General features: G+C 66.0%; 18 protein-coding genes. 16 read left to right on the top strand and 2 right to left on the bottom strand.

The features are described from left to right. Positions 1–2: 2 nt before the first annotated feature. Together AB433_RS17815 and AB433_RS17810 are read right to left on the bottom strand one after the other, a co-directional pair. A complete protein-coding gene (locus AB433_RS17815) occupies positions 3–524 on the bottom strand; it encodes a helix-turn-helix domain-containing protein (RefSeq protein WP_047824460.1) in 522 nt (173 codons plus the stop codon). A gap of 91 nt (positions 525–615) precedes the next feature. Next, positions 616–1,152, bottom strand: a complete 537-nt coding sequence (locus AB433_RS17810) for a hypothetical protein (protein WP_245626747.1) — start codon at positions 1,150–1,152, stop codon at positions 616–618. A 169-nt stretch (positions 1,153–1,321) separates the two neighbouring features. Here AB433_RS17810 and AB433_RS17805 point away from each other — a divergent pair, with 169 nt between their 5' ends. The 16 genes from AB433_RS17805 to trbC all read left to right on the top strand — a co-directional run bounded on the left by AB433_RS17805 (position 1,322) and on the right by trbC (position 15,931). Beyond that, the gene (locus tag AB433_RS17805; protein WP_047824555.1) at positions 1,322–1,636 is read left to right on the top strand and encodes a hypothetical protein; all 315 of its coding nucleotides are present in this window, start codon (positions 1,322–1,324) and stop codon (positions 1,634–1,636) included. 62 nt (positions 1,637–1,698) lie between these two features. Then, positions 1,699–1,983 (top strand): type IV conjugative transfer system protein TraL, encoded by a 285-nt coding sequence (gene traL / locus AB433_RS17800; RefSeq protein WP_047824456.1) that lies wholly within the window; start codon positions 1,699–1,701, stop codon positions 1,981–1,983. Between the two features lies 1 nt (position 1,984). Beyond that, positions 1,985–2,590, top strand: coding sequence for a type IV conjugative transfer system protein TraE (locus AB433_RS17795; RefSeq protein WP_047824454.1), 606 nt, complete (start codon positions 1,985–1,987; stop codon positions 2,588–2,590). After that, on the top strand, positions 2,587–3,411 hold the full coding sequence (locus tag AB433_RS17790) for a type-F conjugative transfer system secretin TraK (RefSeq protein ID WP_047824452.1): 825 nt from the start codon (positions 2,587–2,589) through the stop codon (positions 3,409–3,411). Before AB433_RS17795 ends, AB433_RS17790 begins: the two co-directional genes overlap by 4 nt. Beyond that, the gene (locus AB433_RS17785) at positions 3,411–4,784 is read left to right on the top strand and encodes a TraB/TrbI/VirB10 family type IV secretion system protein (RefSeq protein WP_047824450.1); all 1,374 of its coding nucleotides are present in this window, start codon (positions 3,411–3,413) and stop codon (positions 4,782–4,784) included. Before AB433_RS17790 ends, AB433_RS17785 begins: the two co-directional genes overlap by 1 nt. A 12-nt stretch (positions 4,785–4,796) precedes the next feature. Further along, positions 4,797–5,699, top strand: a complete 903-nt coding sequence (locus AB433_RS17780; protein ID WP_037486392.1) for a DsbC family protein — start codon at positions 4,797–4,799, stop codon at positions 5,697–5,699. A gap of 80 nt (positions 5,700–5,779) precedes the next feature. Continuing rightward, positions 5,780–6,919, top strand: a complete 1,140-nt coding sequence (locus AB433_RS17775; protein ID WP_245626746.1) for a hypothetical protein — start codon at positions 5,780–5,782, stop codon at positions 6,917–6,919. A gap of 4 nt (positions 6,920–6,923) precedes the next feature. Further along, the gene (gene traC / locus AB433_RS17770; protein ID WP_047824448.1) at positions 6,924–9,545 is read left to right on the top strand and encodes a type IV secretion system protein TraC; all 2,622 of its coding nucleotides are present in this window, start codon (positions 6,924–6,926) and stop codon (positions 9,543–9,545) included. Further along, complete coding sequence (locus AB433_RS17765) at positions 9,542–9,892, top strand: hypothetical protein (RefSeq protein ID WP_037486398.1); 351 nt, start codon at positions 9,542–9,544, stop codon at positions 9,890–9,892. Before traC ends, AB433_RS17765 begins: the two co-directional genes overlap by 4 nt. Further along, on the top strand, positions 9,879–10,448 hold the full coding sequence (locus AB433_RS17760) for a type-F conjugative transfer system protein TrbI (protein ID WP_047824446.1): 570 nt from the start codon (positions 9,879–9,881) through the stop codon (positions 10,446–10,448). Before AB433_RS17765 ends, AB433_RS17760 begins: the two co-directional genes overlap by 14 nt. Continuing rightward, positions 10,432–10,974: a S26 family signal peptidase gene (locus AB433_RS17755; RefSeq protein WP_081796434.1), complete on the top strand. Its 543-nt coding sequence runs from the start codon at positions 10,432–10,434 to the stop codon at positions 10,972–10,974. The genes AB433_RS17760 and AB433_RS17755 overlap by 17 nt, the downstream gene beginning before the upstream one ends. After that, positions 10,971–11,642 (top strand): type-F conjugative transfer system protein TraW, encoded by a 672-nt coding sequence (traW, locus tag AB433_RS17750; protein ID WP_037486400.1) that lies wholly within the window; start codon positions 10,971–10,973, stop codon positions 11,640–11,642. The genes AB433_RS17755 and traW overlap by 4 nt, the downstream gene beginning before the upstream one ends. After that, a complete protein-coding gene (locus tag AB433_RS17745; protein WP_037486402.1) occupies positions 11,639–11,905 on the top strand; it encodes a hypothetical protein in 267 nt (88 codons plus the stop codon). The genes traW and AB433_RS17745 overlap by 4 nt, the downstream gene beginning before the upstream one ends. Further along, positions 11,902–12,927: a conjugal transfer pilus assembly protein TraU gene (gene traU / locus AB433_RS17740; RefSeq protein WP_037486403.1), complete on the top strand. Its 1,026-nt coding sequence runs from the start codon at positions 11,902–11,904 to the stop codon at positions 12,925–12,927. The genes AB433_RS17745 and traU overlap by 4 nt, the downstream gene beginning before the upstream one ends. Positions 12,928–13,523: 596 nt before the next feature. Then, a complete protein-coding gene (gene ltrA, locus AB433_RS17735) occupies positions 13,524–15,146 on the top strand; it encodes a group II intron reverse transcriptase/maturase (RefSeq protein ID WP_047824443.1) in 1,623 nt (540 codons plus the stop codon). A gap of 14 nt (positions 15,147–15,160) precedes the next feature. Then, positions 15,161–15,931, top strand: coding sequence for a type-F conjugative transfer system pilin assembly protein TrbC (trbC, locus tag AB433_RS17730; RefSeq protein ID WP_037486406.1), 771 nt, complete (start codon positions 15,161–15,163; stop codon positions 15,929–15,931). Positions 15,932–15,942 lie beyond the last annotated feature (11 nt).

Raw genomic sequence — 15,942 nt, 5'->3', positions numbered from 1 at the left:
CATCACGCCTGCAATGTCCGGTCGTGCTCCATGACGCGCTCCTGGTGGGAGAGGAGCATGTCATAGGCGCGGCCCAGTGCCTCGTGGATGATCGGCGGGCGCAAGGTGACCTGGATTTCGCCGCGCCGGCGCGTCAGGATTTCGCAATAGAACCCCTTCATCGCCTCGCAGATCAGGAAAACCTCGGGGTCGCCGTAAGCGGTGTGGTCGTGCAGGAACGCGACGCAGAACTTGGCGCGCACGCAATCGATCTCGAGCGCCTCGAACAACTGATCACGCAGGTCGTCGCGGAGCATGACCTTCTTGCGGATCACCTTGTGAAGGCGCGGCCGGGCAACCCCGATGCGATCGGCGAGATGAGCGAGCGCCAGACCCTGCTTTGCGGCTTCGGCATCGATCAGGCGCTTGTACTGCTCCTGCTCGGAAAGGCGCGGCGCAGGCTCGCCAAAGCTGAAGACCGAGTCCTCTGGCGAGGCTGGCCTCGTGCGGAATACGGTCTCGGGTGTCACGGTGCTATGCGGCATGGCTCGTCCCTCCCTGGAGCGATTGCTCTATGGGATGCCATAGACTGTCAATAAGGGAAGGCGCTGTAACGCTTGAATAATCCGTGATGGATCAGAAGACGCCGCGAACCTGGGCCAAGTGGACGACGAAAGGGATCACCGCCTTGTCTTGCACCGGTTTACCGCTGATTTCGGTGATTCTACGGCGCACGGCGTTGTAGTCGTCAAGCCACTCGGGACTGACTTCGAGCCAGACCTTGATCGAGCCATCGACAGGGCGCCCGGCGAGGAACTGGTCGAGGTCTTGCCGCGCGATATCCATTGAATTCGCACGCGAGCAGGCATGCTGGACCGTGGCGCGCAGGCTCTGGAATCTGGCAGTTTTCTTTGAAAATTCGCACATGGCGTCGGCCAGGAATGCGAAGCAGTCCTGGCTTATGAGCATCCGGATATTGCGCGTGCCGCTAGCCATCGAGTGTGCGCCGGGTGTTCCATGGTCGGGCCGATCATGACCCAGAATCGTTAATTTTGCGAGTCGGGTGATGGCGGGGCCGATTCGCGGCCGCAAATCACGCTTTGGGCAATCTGCCTTGCTTCTTTGGTCGTAGGTGATCGCGCATGCGGAGATTCGAAGCACCCAAATGGACATTCCAAAGTTCCCGAATAGCAAAACAATAGCCGTCCGGAATACTTCTGCGGGAATGATGACGATTCGCGCGCTCGAAGAAACCCTTCCTTAATTGCCGCCGGATGCCCGCCCCTGTTCTTTGAACCTGCCCGGGGATGACGTGGGCGGTTTCAAGGAAGGAAGCATTGCGATGAAACATTGGATCAAAGGGAAGGGCGCGGGTATCGCCCAGGGCGCGGCGGTGGCGGCGCTGGGTCTGGCCTTCGGCAGCGAGGTGGCGATGGCCGGCGCCGACACCACGTTCAACACGGCGCTCACCGCGTTCACCGGCTTTCTCGAAGGCTCGGGCGGCAAGATCATCACGGTGCTCAGCCTCGCGGGCGGTATCGTCGGTCTCGCCTCGGGCCGCTTCAGCCTGGCCCAGGTCGCGATCCCCGTCGGGGTCGGGGTGGGGGCTGGCACCGGCGTTCCCATCGTCACCGCCGCGGTCACCGCAACCATCTGACCATTCGTTTGTCCGGCGCAGGACTCATCGCCTGACCGGATCCTTGGAGGGTGGTGTCTGCCATGCAGCGATACACGGTCCCGGCGCATCTCGATGATCCCGAACTGATCGGCTTTTGGACGCTCGATGAGTTCATCGCGATGATCGTGCCCTTCGCCTGGGGCGTCCTGTCTCAACATATTCTGATTGGGCTCTTAACAAGCGTGCTGGCCTGGTGGGGATTGCGCAAGTTGAAGGCGGGACGGGCGGTCTCGTGGATCATCCATACGGCCTACTGGTACCTGCCGAGCTCGTTCATGGGCCTCAAGGCAACGCCGCCCTCCCACCTTCGCGTGATGGCGGGCTGATATGGACCTCTCGATTTCGCATGCCCAGGCGCAGCGGCTCTTGAAGCAGCGCAACCTGCTGGCGATCGGCTGCGCGGCGCTGTTCGGGGTCTCGGTGCTCCTGACGCTGACCGCGGCAAGCCGCGAGCGCGAAGTGGTGCTGCAGCCGGTGCTGGCAAGGCCGCTGACGCTCTCCTCCTCGCACATCGACAAGGACTATCTCGAGCTTGTCACCCGCGATGCGGCGCTGCTCACGCTCAACCGCTCGCCGTCGAACCTCCAGTACTGGATGGATTCGATCCTCGAGATCACCGACCCCAGGACCCACGGCCGGATGAAGGCCGAGCTGATGAAGGTCTTCAGCGAGCAGAACGGCTCGAACGTCTCGCAGTATTTTACCATCGAAAAGCTGAGCGTCGATCCGGAAGGGCTGACCAGCGAGGTCAACGGGATCCTGCATACCGTCGTCGGGTCGAAGGAAGTGACCGCCGAGGCGCGCACCTTCCGCTTCGTCTGGTCCTATTCGGGCGTGAGCCTCAAGCTCGCCGGGTTTGGCCAGGTCACTGACAAAGGCGCGAACGGCAAGGACGCGGATCGCAATAGTACCGCCGGGAGGGAAGACGCATGACGATACCTCTCGCCCTCAGCTTGCCAGCCTGCGCGATTGGCGCGGGCGCCATGCTCGCCGGACGGCCCTGCGCCACCCTTGGCAGACCCATCGGCGCCGTGCTGATCGCCCTTGGAGCGCTCGGCCTCGCAACGCCAGCGCTGGCCGACCAGAACGTCATGGCGGCCGACAACGGCACCGTCCAGTGCGTCGCCTCGGCCAAGGACCTCACTCGAATCAGCCTTGCGGGCGACCAGTTCGCCTCGGTCTCGAAAATCACCACCGGCAACCCGGCCGAAGATTTCAAGATCGTCAACGAGCCAGTGCGCGGCGACATCTATATCTCGGTGCCCGACGGCTTCCCGAGGGCGGCGCTCTCGTTCTTCGGCACCACGCGCAAGGGCTTCGTCTACAAGTTCGTCTGCCAGGTGCGCGGCACCGAGGCCGAGCAGGTGTTCATCGCCAATGCCGCGATTACCAGCGAGCGCGCCCGCGACTGGGAGGTGCAGAGCCCACCCGAGGATGCCGCCGTGCGGCTTGCCCAGGCGATGTACCGCGGCGAGGCGATCGACGGCTTCGACATGCGTTCCACCGTGCTCGAACCGGTCTTGGTCGGCCGCCTCCAGGTCCAGCAGGTCGGCGAATATCGCGGCGCGGAGATGAAGGGCCTGGTCCTGCGCGTGCGCAACACGGGGCGGCAGACGCGAAGTCTCGATGAGAACATGCTCGCCGCGCGCGGCGCGCTCGCCTTCATGGCGCCGGTAAGCGAACTCGCCGCCGGTCAGGAAGCCGCCGTCTACCTCATCCAGTCGAATGCCAACACTTTGACAGGGGCGCGGTGATGGATTTGGCCAAGTTATTCCAGAAGAAGCCCAAGGCGCTCGATACGGGCGAGGGCGCGAACGGCTCGCCGCTCGGCGATGCCATGGCAACCAACGAGGCGGTGAAGCGCAAGCAGATGCTGTTGCTTGGCTCTGCAGGCGCGGCCGCGCTCGTCGCCGGCTCGTTCTACATCTTCGACGACAAGCCGGGCAAAAGCGGCAAGGCGCTCGAGGAGGAAGTCGAGGGCGTCTCGGTCGACGAGATGGTCAACAAGAACATGGCCGAGAAGGAATGGCGCGCCCAGTCCGAAGCGCAGATATCGGCGATGGACACCAACATGCGCGCGCTCGCGGCGCGCGCCGAACGTGCCGACCAGCTCGAAGCCCAGCTCGCCCAGCAGTCGGGCGCCGGCATGGCGCCCGAGACCGAACGCGTGCTCTCCGCCTACCAGAGCGAGAACGAGCAGCTGCGCGCCGCGCTCGCCGCCGCGCGCCAGTCGCCGGTGGGGCCCGGCGCGGGGGTCAACTCCGGGCCCAATGCACTTTACGGGCGCACCAGCCCGCCGAGTTACCAGGTGGCAGGCGCCCCGCGCCTCGCCGGGATGCCCCCAACGCCGGCGGGACAGGCCGCGGCAGCAGCGGCCGGACTTCCGACTCTCCGCGGCAGCGAGGTCAGTCTCGTCTCCTTCGGCGAGGGAGCGACGAGCGGCACCGGAACCCCGGTGCCGAGGGGCAACACGGTCTATACCGACAGCGCCAACTACCTGCCGCCCAATTCGATCGCGGTCGCCAAGGTGATCGTCGGCGTCGATGCCAATGCCGGTGTCCAGAGCCAGACCGATCCGCTCCCGGTCGTGCTGCGCATCACGGGTCCGGCGCGCTCGGTCTACGACAAGGGGCGGCTGCTCACGACCAATATCGCCGGCTGCCTCGTCAACGGCGCGGCGCGCGCCGACCTCTCCTCTGAGAAGGTCTATGTGAAGCTGCAGCGCATGACCTGCCCGCAGCCGAACGGGCGCTACGCGGTCTCTGACGTCAAGGGGTTCATCGCCTTTGGCGGCAAGACCGGGGTGAGGGGCCGGGTGGTCAGCCGCGAAGGCGCACTCGTCGGCCAGGCTTTCCTTGCCGGGCTTGCCGGCGGGTTCGGGCGCGGGTTCTCGGCCAACACCAGTTCGGTCCTCCAGGGCGCCAACGTCAACGTGAACGGCCAGCGCCAGAAACTCGGCACCGGCGAAATTCTCGAAGGCGGGCTGGGCGAAGGCGTCGCGACCTCGGCCGACATGGTCTCCAAATACCTGATCGAGCGGGCCGAACAGTACCAGCCCGTGATCGAGATGCCGACCGGGATCGATGTCGAGATCGTCTTCCTCGAGGGCGTGTTCATCAACGGATGAGGAGTGAAGGCGATGACGTTCCACTTTGCTGACCTGAAGCGGCTCAAGCCCACGAAGCGCGCCGTCAAGCGTCTGGCCTGGCCGCTGGCGGCCATGGCGCTCGGCAGCGGCGCTTCGCTGGTCTGGGCCAATAGCGAGGGCGGCGAGCGTCGCCCATCCGAAGCCGATGTAGCGGTGGCGAGCCTGCTCAAGGAGCGCCTGCCGCGCACCGCCGTCTCCCGCGTCAATTGCCAGGTGGTGGACGGGGTCTGCGAAGTGACCGCCGGATCGCAGCTGTTCTACGTCGACAGGACCGCGCGCTACCTGATGATCGGGCGGGTCTACGACATGCAGACCCGCCAGGACCTGACCGCGGTGCGCCTGCTCGAGGTCAACCCCGACTTGCTGGTTGGCGGCGCGGCAGGCAGCCGCCGTGAAGCCGAGACCACGCAGGCTTCGGCGCGCGGGCTCAATACTTCCGCTGCGCGCGAGGCAAGCGCGCAGGGGGCCCCCCGGACGATGTCGCTCGCCCAACTGCCCGGGGCTGGCGGCATCGTCTGGGGCAACCCCGCCGGCAAGACGGTCACGGTGTTCAGCGATTTTCGCTGCGGCTATTGCCGGGCGCTCTCGGCCGAGCTCGAGGCGATGAATGTGCGGGTGATCGAGCGGCCGATCTCGGTGCTCGGCAGCCGCGATCTGGCCAACCAGGTGTTTTGCGCGCGCAACCGCCCCCGGGCAGTCAAGGCCGCCTATGCCGGCGCACCCATCACCGACAGCAAGCCCTGCGACACCTCCGCGCTCGATGCCAACGAGCGCTTCGCCCGCGAGGCAGGCATTGCCGGCACCCCGGTGATCGTGCGTTCGGACGGCGCTGTGATCGAAGGCTACCGCCCGCGCGCCGTCCTCGAGACCTGGCTCAAGGCCGTGCGCTCATGATCCTGCTCACGCGACAGCAACGGATAGTATTCCAGCGCGCAGTGCAGCGCCGTTCGCGGGGACAGGTGCGGCTCCCGGCCATGGATATTGGCTGCTCGGATGCGATCGGGCTGTGGCACGATCTTGTCGCGGCTTTCGCAAATGACAGTGGTAAAGGCAGGGGCAGGGCGCTGACCCCCCGCGAACTCATGCTGCTGCGCCAGCGTGCCTGGCAGCGCTCGGCGGGGTATATCGCGCTGTCGCAGGATAGCCTGACGCTCGAGGCCGGCCTTGCGCTCTGGACTCTGGCGGGCAAGTTCGAAGCGCTTCTCGCGCGGCAGTCGCGCGGACATGTGGCGCGTCCGGGTCTTGCGCGCGCGGCGGGCGTCGCCGCACTCGGATTGGCCGCGACGCAGATGGCGGCCTGCACGAGCCTCTTTGGTGGCAACATCAAGGGCAACTTTGCCTGCAGCGCGCCCGGCGGCACCTGCGCGCCCTCGACCGTGATCGACGACCAGGCGCTTGCCGTTATCCAGAATGCGCGTCCGATGGTGCCGGCCTCAGGGCCCTATTTTCAGCCGCAGTCTCGGGGCTCGGCGCAGAGCGCCCGGTTGATGCCGACCGGCAGCGGCAGGATCGCCGCAACCGTGACCGGCGTCGCCCACCGCGAGCGCCGCGTGCTCAAGGTCGTGTTTCCCTCCTATGTCGATGGCTCCGGCAATTTCCACGAGCCGCGGGTAGTCCATACCGTCGCCGATGCGGGAGGCTGGATGCAGTTGTCTGGCGGTGGCTCGGGCGAGCAGGGGACGGGGCAAGGCCAGGCTACCCCTGACGCCGCTACGCCCTCCGCATCGCAGCAGGCTCATCCGGTGAGTGATCCTCCGACTGCCGCGAGCCGCGAACCCGGCGGGCAGGCCGGACTGCCCGGCCAGATCGCCCCGCCATCCGGAGCCTTGCCCGATCCCAGGGTGGTGGCTGAAGCGCGGGCCAAAGGGGCCGCAAGCTCGGCAGGCTCGCCAATCGATGCGATCAGGGCCGAGGTCGAAGCACGGCTTGGGCGCGCGACCAAGGGCGGCCAGCCATCCGCGCCATCGCCCGCCCAAGGCGGCACCGCCACCAAAGCGGGAGACGCGGCACCTGCTGCGGCACAGGGCGCGACACAGGGCGCGGCACAAGCTCCTGCCCCGGCACCCACCGCCGCCAATCCTCCCGCGTCCTTCTCCGGCAAGGTCGAGGAATAGGCTCATGGCGCGGCGCGGCTTCTGGGACAGCTTCCTCGATCTCCTCTTCGGCGAGAGCGCGCGGCCCGAGGCGGACCGGCCGCTCTTGGGCGCGCCGATGCTGGCGAACTGGCTGCCCTACCGCAGCTATGACGCGAAGTCGGGGCTGTTCATCAACACCGAATCGATTGGCTTCATCCTCGAGCTCGCCCCGATGATGGGAGCGGACGAGCGCAGCGGCGAGATTCTCACGCAATTCCTTTCGGATGCGGTTCCGGCCGGCTGCGAGATCCAGCTGATCCACTGGCAGAGCCCTTCGGTCGGAACCCGCATCGCCGACTGGGTCATGCCGCGCGTCGTCGCAAAGGGGGTCTATGGCCGCGCCGCCGCACACCGGGCGCGCTGGCTGAGGCGCGGGGCCTGGATGTCGATCTCGCGCGATGCGCCGTTCTTCGTGCGCAGCACCCGCCTCATCCTCTCGGTCGGCGCCAGGCTCAGCGGGTCCATCGGCGCCGACGTGCTGTCGACCGTGCGCGAAAGCCTCAAGGGCACCTGCCAGGCGCTCTCGATCCCGGCGCGCGAGATGGGGCCGGTCGAGCTCATCGCCTTCCTCGACGACTTCCTCTGCCCCTCGGTCGACAACGCAGACCGGCCCGAGCACTATTCCGAACTCGACCCGATCAACGTCCAGTGCATCCGGCGCGATCTCGAGACCCAGGTCACGCCCGACCGGATCGTGCTGAGGACCGAGCGCTTCCGTCCCGTCCGTACAGCAGAGGGGGCCGAGCAGGTCGACGGCGCGCCGGTGATCGGCGAGGTCGTCCCCGACGCCTTCGACTGGCGCTTCTTCGCGGTGCGGCACCTGCCCAAGCAATGGGCACCCTGGGACGTCCAGAAGATCATCGGCGACATGGTCAACGACAAGCTGCGCTTCGGCTGCAACGTCATGACCGTCATGGGCCTCGTGTTCCAGGACGACGAGGCAGTCGCCTCGCGCACCGGCCTCAAGGTCATGCGAACCACCAGCCTTGCCGACAGCCGCTCGGCCCGCTTCCTCCCCCAGCTCTCCGAGCAGCGCGACGAGTGGCAGTACGTCCAGGGGCAGATCCGCCAGGGCCGCAAGCTCGCCCAGGTCTATTACGGGGTCGGCGCACTCTCGCCATTGGGCAAGGGCGACGTCAACGAGCGGCTCGTCAAATCGGTCTACAAGGCGGCAGGCTGGGACCTCATCGACGAACGCTATTTGCAGGTCATGGGGCTCTTGGCGGCCATGCCGCTGTCGCTGCCGAACGGTCTGACGGCGGACCTGAGGCGCATGAAGCGCTTCAAGACCATGCTGACGACAACCGCCGCCTCGATTGCCCCCTTGCAGGGCGAACACATGGGCGGACCGATCCCGCACGTGCTGCTGATCGGCCGGCGCGGGCAGCCTTTCTTCTGGTCGCCGTTCCAGAACCAGGCGGGCAATCACAATGTCGCGGTCTTCGGCAAGTCGGGTTCCGGCAAATCGGTCTTCCTGCAGGACGTCTGCGCCGCGATGTCCGGCGCTGGCGCCAAGGTCATCGTCATCGACGATGGCCGCTCGTTCGAGCACATGGCCAAGGCCTTCGGCGGGGCTTTCGTCGAGTTCAAGCTCTCCTCGGGGTTCTCGCTCAATCCCTTCGACATGATCGATGCCGCCGCATTGACCAGCGACGAGGACGGCGAGGACTACGAGGTCGAATGCCTCGCCATGCTTAAAGCGATCATCGGCCAGATGGCTCGCCAGCAGGACCGGCTCTCCGACACCGAGCGCGGCCTCATCGATTCGGCGGTGAGTAGCGTCTGGCGCGAGAAACAGCGCGCCGGCACGATCGACGATGTCGCGGCGGCGCTGCGCGCGGCGCCATCGCCCTTCGCCGGCGATCTCGCTGACGCCATGGCGCCGTTCCTCACCGGCGGCACCTATGGCCGCTTCTTTGCGGGCGCCTGCTCGATCAACCTCTCCGCAGGGCTCACCGTGTTCGAGCTCTCAGACCTTTCCTCGAAGCCCGAATTGCGCTCGGTCGCGCTGACCGCGCTCATGTTCCTGACGCTGAGGGTCATGCGCGATCTCGACCGCTCTGTGCCCAAGCTCACGATGATCGACGAGGCCTGGCAATTGCTTGGCGGCGGGCAGATGGGCCAGGCGATCGAGACCTATGCCCGCACCTGCCGCAAGTATGGCGGCTCGCTCATCACCGCGACGCAGTCCCTGAATGACTTTTACAAGTCCGAAGGGTCATTGGCTGCGCTCGAGAACTCGGACTGGTCGGTCGTGCTCCAGCAGAAAGAGGAGACGATCAATGATCTCGCGAAGCACCAGCGCTTCGAGATGGACCGCTATACCGAAACGCTGCTGCGCTCACTGAAGCGCAACGGCACCGAATATTCCGATGTCCTGATCAAGGGCCCAGAAACGCTCTGCGTCGGCCGCCTCGTGCTCGATCCCTATTCGGCGACGCTCTATTCCTCGAGCCCCAGGGTCTTCTCCGAGATCGAGGAGCGGGTGCGCGAAGGCCTGGCGCTTCCCGATGCCATCGAGCGCGTCGCTTTTCCGGATTTCGTACCGGTAGAGCCCGGCGCGCCCGACTTCCACGCCGATGAATTCGGGGAGGCAGCCGAATGAGCGCTGTGGTCCCTTCGGCCAGACCGGCCCCAGCCTCGCGCTGGGCAGACGCCTGCTATGCCGCGCTGCGGCTTGCAGGCTGGCTTGCGACCTCAATGGCCATCGTCTCCGCGCTCTGGGTGCTGTTCTTCGTGATGCTGGGCGAGTTCACCTTTGCCGGCGCCGTCCTCCACCTCGACAATTTCGCGGCGCGCTATGTCGCGGCGGACCCAGAGCGCCGAGCGGCGTTCGAAGCGCAATTCTGGATCGCCAGCGCCGTGCTTTTCCTCGTGGTCGGCGTGCTGCGCCGCCACGCGCTTCGCGATCTCATCCCCCAGAGCAAGGAGACTGCCGATGGCCAGGTCTAAGGCGCCGAGCGGCGATGGCCCGCTGTTCGAGGAGGCGGGCGAGCGGCCAGGCAAGAATCCGCTAGTCGCCCCGCACCCCGCGAACGCCCGCAAACTGGGCTGGATGCCGGTCGCGCTTGTCGGCGGCCTCGTTGCTGCGGGGCTCTGGGGCGCCTGGCTGACCAAGAACGTGCTCGCTGCTGGCGACCTGCCGCCCATGGCCAAGGTTCAGCTCGCGGGGCTGGTCGGCGAATATGTCCAGGCCCAGGCACGTTCGGCAACGCCGCCCGAGCAGGTCACCTCGGAAACCAGGGCCTTCATGGCCGAGATCCAGCGCAACCTTGCCGCGCGCGGGCAGGCCGGACAGATCGTGCTGGTGGGCGAGGCGGTGCTCGCGGGCGAAGTCCCCGACATCACCGCCGAGCTTCGCCGCGAAGTCTATGCGCGGGTCAAGATGCCGCAGGCGGCCGCGGCCAATGCCGGCGATGTCATGGGCGCGATGCGCGCGGCGATGGCGACGCCCCCGGCCGCCGCCAATGTGCCCACCGGAAACCCGCTCCATGCCCCCGGCAACTGAGCGCTGCGCCCCGGCCGCGCCCGCGAAGCTCGGTCCGCGCGCACGGTGGCTCGCGATCGGCGTGCTCGGTGCCGGTCTTGCCGCCAGCTCGGCGCTTTCCCAATGGCGCGACGAGCACGCGGTGCTCATCAACACCACCGAGTCGCTCCCCAACTGGGCTTTCTTCATCGACAAGGGCCGGCTGCCCCAGCGCGGCGATTTTGTCGTGTTCAACCCGCCGAAGAGCGCGCTCATCACCGCGCATTTCGGGAAAAGCCCCGCGCCCTTCGCCAAGCGCGCGCTCGGCGTGCCAGGCGATGTGGTGACGCGCGACGGGAATGCAGTGAAGGTCAATGGCGAGACGGTCGCCACGCTCAAACCCCTGACCAAACGCGGCGAGCAGCTCATTCCAGGGCCAACGGGGCCGATCCCCGAGCGCTGCTACTACCTCGGCACGGCGCATCCCGACGGGTTCGACAGCCGATATGCCGCAATCGGCTTCGTCTGCGCCGACCGGATCGTCGGCACCGGGGATGCGCTGCTGTGAGGCGGCGGACCCGCCTTGTCCTCGCGCTCGGCCTTGCCGCGCTTGCCGGATGGCCAGTCGTCTCGGCGGTTAGCGCCGCCGACCACGGACAGATGGGCGAGACTTTCCCGATCATCGAGACCGATCTGCTGGCGACGATCGAGACGCGGCTTCGGGACCTAGAAGCCAATGGCGGGATCGAGCGGCTGCAGAACCAGATGCGTGAGCAGGCCGTCGCCAGCGTGCGCCGCCCCAAACCGGTCGAGGGGCTCACGCCCGCGACGGCGCGGCGCGAATGGCTCTACGACCCCTCGATGGTGCTCGAGGACGACATTTTCGACGCCAAGGGCAACCTGATCGCACCGCGCGGCACCCGGGTGAACCCGCTTGATCATGTGGCGCTCAGCCAGGACCTGGTCTTTGTCGACGGCAGCGATCCAGCCCAGATCGACTGGGCGGTGAAGACCTACAGCGCCCCGCGCGCCAAGGTGATTTTCGTCGCCGGTTCGCCCTTCGATGCGATGAAGCCCTACCAGCGCCGGTTCTGGTTCGACCAGGGCGGGCAGCTGACCGCAAAATTCGGCATCCGCCATACCCCCGCCGTGGTCACCGGCACCGCAGTTTCGCGCGGCGTCAAGGCGCTCAAGGTCAGCGAAGTGCCGCTCGCCCCCAAAGGCCGCGCGTCATGAGGCATCCGCTGCTCGCATTCCTGCTGACCCCAATGGCCGCGCCCGAGACACCGCGCCTCAGGCGGCTGCGCTGGGCCTTGGTTCTGCTGTGCATGGGCCTCGCCATTGCAGCTCATCTCAACACGGCCAGCGTCGCGCTGTTCGGACCTGTCGGTGCGCTCCCGGCGCTGCTGCTCTTGGCGGCGGCCGCGATAACTGGAGTCGTCTATTTCCGCGCCAAGGCCCGCGCCGACGAGAGCCATAACCGGGGAGAAGAGCCATGAAGCGGCTGCGCCGCCTGGTGCTTGGCACTCTCGCCGTGCTGGCGCTTGCCATGCTGGGCGCGGTGCCCGCGCGGGCTTCCGTCACCTGCCACGGCAAGTTCGTCAATCCGATCACCGACGTGTGCTGGTCGTGCCTGTTTCCGCTCTCGATCGGCGGGCTCTCGATCTGGAAGGGCTCGCGCCCCGATCCCAAGAACCCGACATTTCCCTTGTGCGCCTGCGGCTCGCCGATCCCGCGCATCGGCATCTCGGTGGGCTTCTGGGAGCCGGTCCGGCTCGTCGATGTCACCAACAAGGCCTGGTGTTTCCCCAACCTCGGCGGGATCGGGCTCAACCCCGGCTTCGATATCGGCAACGGCCATGTCCAGGGGCGCAGCCAGGTCGGCGGCAAGACGCAGAACTCGTCGCAGTGGCAGGCCCACTACTACATCTACCCGCTGCTCTACTGGATGGAGATCCTCACCGACTTCCTCTGCTTCGAGCAGACCACCTTCGATGTTGCCTATGTAACCGAGCTCGATCCGCTCTGGCAGGATTCCGCGCTGACCTCGATCCTCAATCCCGAGGTCGCGCTCTTCGCCAATCCGCTCGCCACGGCCGCCTGCGCGGCGGACTGCGTGGCTTCCACCGCGAAGCTCCCAATCGACCAGATGTTCTGGTGCGCAGGCTGCAACGGCTCGATGTATCCCCTGAACGGCCATGTCTCGGCGCATGTCAGCCCGGTCCAGGCCTCGCGGCTTGTCGCGGAGCGCATGCTCTACAAGGTTCACCGCCAGGCGCTCGCCTGGGGGACGATGGGTTCGAAGGCGCTGTGCCACAAGTACCTGATGCCGGTGATGAGGAAGCAGCAGTACCGGCTGCAGATGACCAATCCGGTCTCCACCGTGAAGGGCCGCTACGCCTGCGCCCCCATCGGCGCGACGACGATCATCCCCCACACCGGCAAGTCGTTTCCCGTCAAAGGCGAGGACTTTGGCTACCTCGTCTGGAGGAAACGCAATTGCTGTGCGCGAGCGCCGTGACGGCGCGGAAAGGAAATATGTATGTAATTCAGCATCATATTCCTTTCGATCGTCTTGCTGGCGATCGACCGGTGGCTGCGATGCCACCCCACCCGACGGAAGGAGTCGGGGCGGAAGGGGGTCTCCAAGGTTTGCCGCGTTCCGGCGGACGGCCTCAAAGCAGGAGACCTGAAATGTACCGGATGCGGCCCGTCAGCCGCAGGTCGGGCTACCACAGGACCTAAGGTGAGATACAAGCGAATGACGTGTCTGAAGCCTCTTTATTTACAGTTGAACTCCCGATCACCTGACGGGGTGGGGAGATCGCGGTGTGAACCGGTTGGCTTGGCGTGCTGCCTTCTGGTGAATGCTTGCAAAGCATTCGTGTGCGGGTCGTCCTTTCTTGTCCGCACGCCCGAGCCGCAAGGGGTTAAGCGTCGCACCTACGGGTCCAAGGTTGATCGTCGGAACACGGGAACCATCATCGTCCGCCTGCTTCGGAGCAGGCTATCCGCGGAGACCGGGGATGGGCGCTGGTGGGGCGGAGCCTGCGTAGTAGTCCGAGGACGGGAATGCCGTCCACATGGCGAAGGCGGGCAGGAAGTCGGTGGGCTATCATGACGGAGGAACTACCAGTGGACTCTGGTAATCAAGCCCCACAGGCTTGGCTCCTCGGCGTTCAGAGAAAGCTCTACCAGTGGAGTCGGGAAAACCCCGAAGAACCATATTGCGACTTGTGGAATTGGGTGACCGATCCCCGCAATTTGTACATGGCCTGGAAGACGGTTGCCGGTAATCGCGGCAAGCGCACTCCGGGGATCGATGGGGCGACCGTAGAGAAAATTGCGACCGGCATCGGGATCGGCAAATTCCTTCAAGAGCTCCGCGAGGAACTCCGGGCGGGCGAGTATCGTCCGTCTCCTGCACGAAGGAAGTGGATTCCAAAGCCGGGCAAACCGGCGAAGTTCCGACCCCTCGGTATCCCTACGGTCAAGGATCGCGTGGTGCAGTGCGCGGTCAAACAAATACTGGAGCCGATCTTCGAGGCTCGGTTCTGGCCAGTCTCATACGGGTTCCGGCCCGGACGCGGCAGTCAGGCCTGCCTCGAACATATCCGTGTGACTATCCAGTCGCGGGGCAAGCCTGCGGCTGATGGCTACCGACACAATGCGCCGTACCAATGGGTAATCGAAGGCGACATTGAGGCCTGCTTCGACAACATCGGTCATCACCCCCTGATGGAACGCGTGCGCCACGGCGTCGCGGACCTCAAGGTGAACCGGTTGATCGTGCAGTTCCTCAAGGCCGGGGTCTTGGAGCATGTCACGTACAGCCCCACCGACACCGGCACGCCGCAGGGAGGCGTGCTCTCCCCACTACTGGCCAACATTGCGCTGAGCGTAATCGAGGAACGGTATCGGGACTGGGTGTGCCGCCCCGAAAGCCCGGAGCTGAAATCCGATGGGATCAGGCTCGCGGCGATCAGGCGTGACAAGGACCGGAAGGCCGGTCGAACGGTCTTCTACCCTGTCCGCTATGCTGACGACTTCCTGATCTTCGTGTCGGGGACGGAAGCTGACGCTCTTGCCGAAAAGCAGGCGCTGGCGACCTACTTGCACGAGACGATGGGTCTGACGCTCTCGCCCGAAAAGACGCGCATCACTGCGCTGACCAAGGGCTGTCGGTTCTTGGGATGCCGCGTGCGGCTCAAATGGGACAAGCGGTTCGGGCTTCATGCCCGAATCGAAATCCCGCGTGAGCCGATAAACGGCTTCCGCATACGGATAAATCAAATGGCCCGACGGCAGACGCTTAGGCGTTCGCTCACGGCCATGCTTCAGGAACTCAACCCATACCTTCGCGGATGGTCCGCCTACTACCGCTACTGCGTGGGGGCCAAGCGCATCCTTACCAGTCTCGACTGGCATGTGCGTCAGCGCCTCTGGCTGTGGCTGCGGGCCAAACACAAACGTGTTCCGGGAAGGAAAATCGCATCATGGCGCAGGCCGAGCGTCGCCCATCCGGGCAACTCGGTCTGGGCCGAAGGCGGCACGGAGCAATTCTTGATGAGCTACGTGCCCGTTCGAAGGTTCGATCTCAAATGGATGAGGAAACCCGAGTTCGCCAAGGCTTCTGGAGAGCCGGATGCACAACGAAAGGTGCAAGTCCGGTTCGGAGAGCAGGCGTGGGAAACTGGCGGTGGAGACACCCCACAGCGCCCACGTCTGACTCTACTGTGAAGAGGTTAGCCGCCATGCGCCGCCATCTTACCCGCGCCCGCGCGCGTGCTGCCGCCAGCCTTGTAGCACTGGCGGCTGTCTCGGCAGCGCTCGCCCAGAGTGCCGCGCAGTCGGTCGAGGACCTCGATCTGGCCGCGATCAAGGCGCGGGGGAGCGAACAGGTGAGGGAAGCGCAGGCCCTGGTCGACGCCGTGGCCCATCGCGGCGAGGCACACCAGGCCGAGGCCGAAGAGCTGCGCGATGCCGGGCTCGCGGCGGCAGGCTCGCTCGATCCCGCGAGCCTGCCGCAGGGTCCGAAAGGCCCGGTCGATTTCGACGAGATCCTGGCCGGTGCGGCCGCCAACAGTCAGGCGCCGATGGGCGAGGGGCCGCTGTTCACGGTGTTCGCCAGCCTCTCGATGCCGCAGGCTTCGCTCTCCCGCCTGATCCGCGACACCACCCAGGCCGGGGGCGTGGTCGTCTTCCGCGGTTTCCCGCAAAACAGCACGAAGGCCTTTGCCGAAGGCCTCAAGCGCGTCGTCACCGACGAGCGCCAGGAAGCCCATATCGCGATCGACCCGCGGCTGTTTCGCGCCTTTGCCGTCACCGCCGCGCCGACCTTCGTGGTGACGGGACGCGCCTACGAGCTCTGCGACGGGTTCGACTGCACCAGCATGGTTCCCGACCACGACCGCATGACCGGCAATGTCACGGTCGAATATGCGCTCGAGCGCTTTGCGACAAGCCGCGGACCCGGTGCCGGCGTCGCCCGGGTGGCGCTCGCCGAGCTGCGCAAGGGCAGCTGACATGACGGGAG

This window comes from Croceicoccus naphthovorans (assembly GCF_001028705.1).
Lineage (GTDB): Bacteria > Pseudomonadota > Alphaproteobacteria > Sphingomonadales > Sphingomonadaceae > Croceicoccus > Croceicoccus naphthovorans.
Note: the sequence above shows the minus strand (reverse complement) of the source record. Positions and strands in the feature narration are given on the sequence as shown.

Bases quoted from the DNA above. Each gene is read 5' to 3' on its own strand.
- AB433_RS17815 (WP_047824460.1), bottom strand. From the start codon at position 524: ATGCCGCATAGCACCGTGACACCCGAGACCGTATTCCGCACGAGGCCA.
- AB433_RS17810 (WP_245626747.1), bottom strand. From the start codon at position 1,152: ATGTCCATTTGGGTGCTTCGAATCTCCGCATGCGCGATCACCTACGAC.
- AB433_RS17805 (WP_047824555.1), top strand. From the start codon at position 1,322: ATGAAACATTGGATCAAAGGGAAGGGCGCGGGTATCGCCCAGGGCGCG.
- traL (WP_047824456.1), top strand. From the start codon at position 1,699: ATGCAGCGATACACGGTCCCGGCGCATCTCGATGATCCCGAACTGATC.
- AB433_RS17795 (WP_047824454.1), top strand. From the start codon at position 1,985: ATGGACCTCTCGATTTCGCATGCCCAGGCGCAGCGGCTCTTGAAGCAG.
- AB433_RS17790 (WP_047824452.1), top strand. From the start codon at position 2,587: ATGACGATACCTCTCGCCCTCAGCTTGCCAGCCTGCGCGATTGGCGCG.
- AB433_RS17785 (WP_047824450.1), top strand. From the start codon at position 3,411: ATGGATTTGGCCAAGTTATTCCAGAAGAAGCCCAAGGCGCTCGATACG.
- AB433_RS17780 (WP_037486392.1), top strand. From the start codon at position 4,797: ATGACGTTCCACTTTGCTGACCTGAAGCGGCTCAAGCCCACGAAGCGC.
- AB433_RS17775 (WP_245626746.1), top strand. From the start codon at position 5,780: ATGGATATTGGCTGCTCGGATGCGATCGGGCTGTGGCACGATCTTGTC.
- traC (WP_047824448.1), top strand. From the start codon at position 6,924: ATGGCGCGGCGCGGCTTCTGGGACAGCTTCCTCGATCTCCTCTTCGGC.
- AB433_RS17765 (WP_037486398.1), top strand. From the start codon at position 9,542: ATGAGCGCTGTGGTCCCTTCGGCCAGACCGGCCCCAGCCTCGCGCTGG.
- AB433_RS17760 (WP_047824446.1), top strand. From the start codon at position 9,879: ATGGCCAGGTCTAAGGCGCCGAGCGGCGATGGCCCGCTGTTCGAGGAG.
- AB433_RS17755 (WP_081796434.1), top strand. From the start codon at position 10,432: ATGCCCCCGGCAACTGAGCGCTGCGCCCCGGCCGCGCCCGCGAAGCTC.
- AB433_RS17745 (WP_037486402.1), top strand. From the start codon at position 11,639: ATGAGGCATCCGCTGCTCGCATTCCTGCTGACCCCAATGGCCGCGCCC.
- traU (WP_037486403.1), top strand. From the start codon at position 11,902: ATGAAGCGGCTGCGCCGCCTGGTGCTTGGCACTCTCGCCGTGCTGGCG.
- ltrA (WP_047824443.1), top strand. From the start codon at position 13,524: ATGACGGAGGAACTACCAGTGGACTCTGGTAATCAAGCCCCACAGGCT.
- trbC (WP_037486406.1), top strand. From the start codon at position 15,161: ATGCGCCGCCATCTTACCCGCGCCCGCGCGCGTGCTGCCGCCAGCCTT.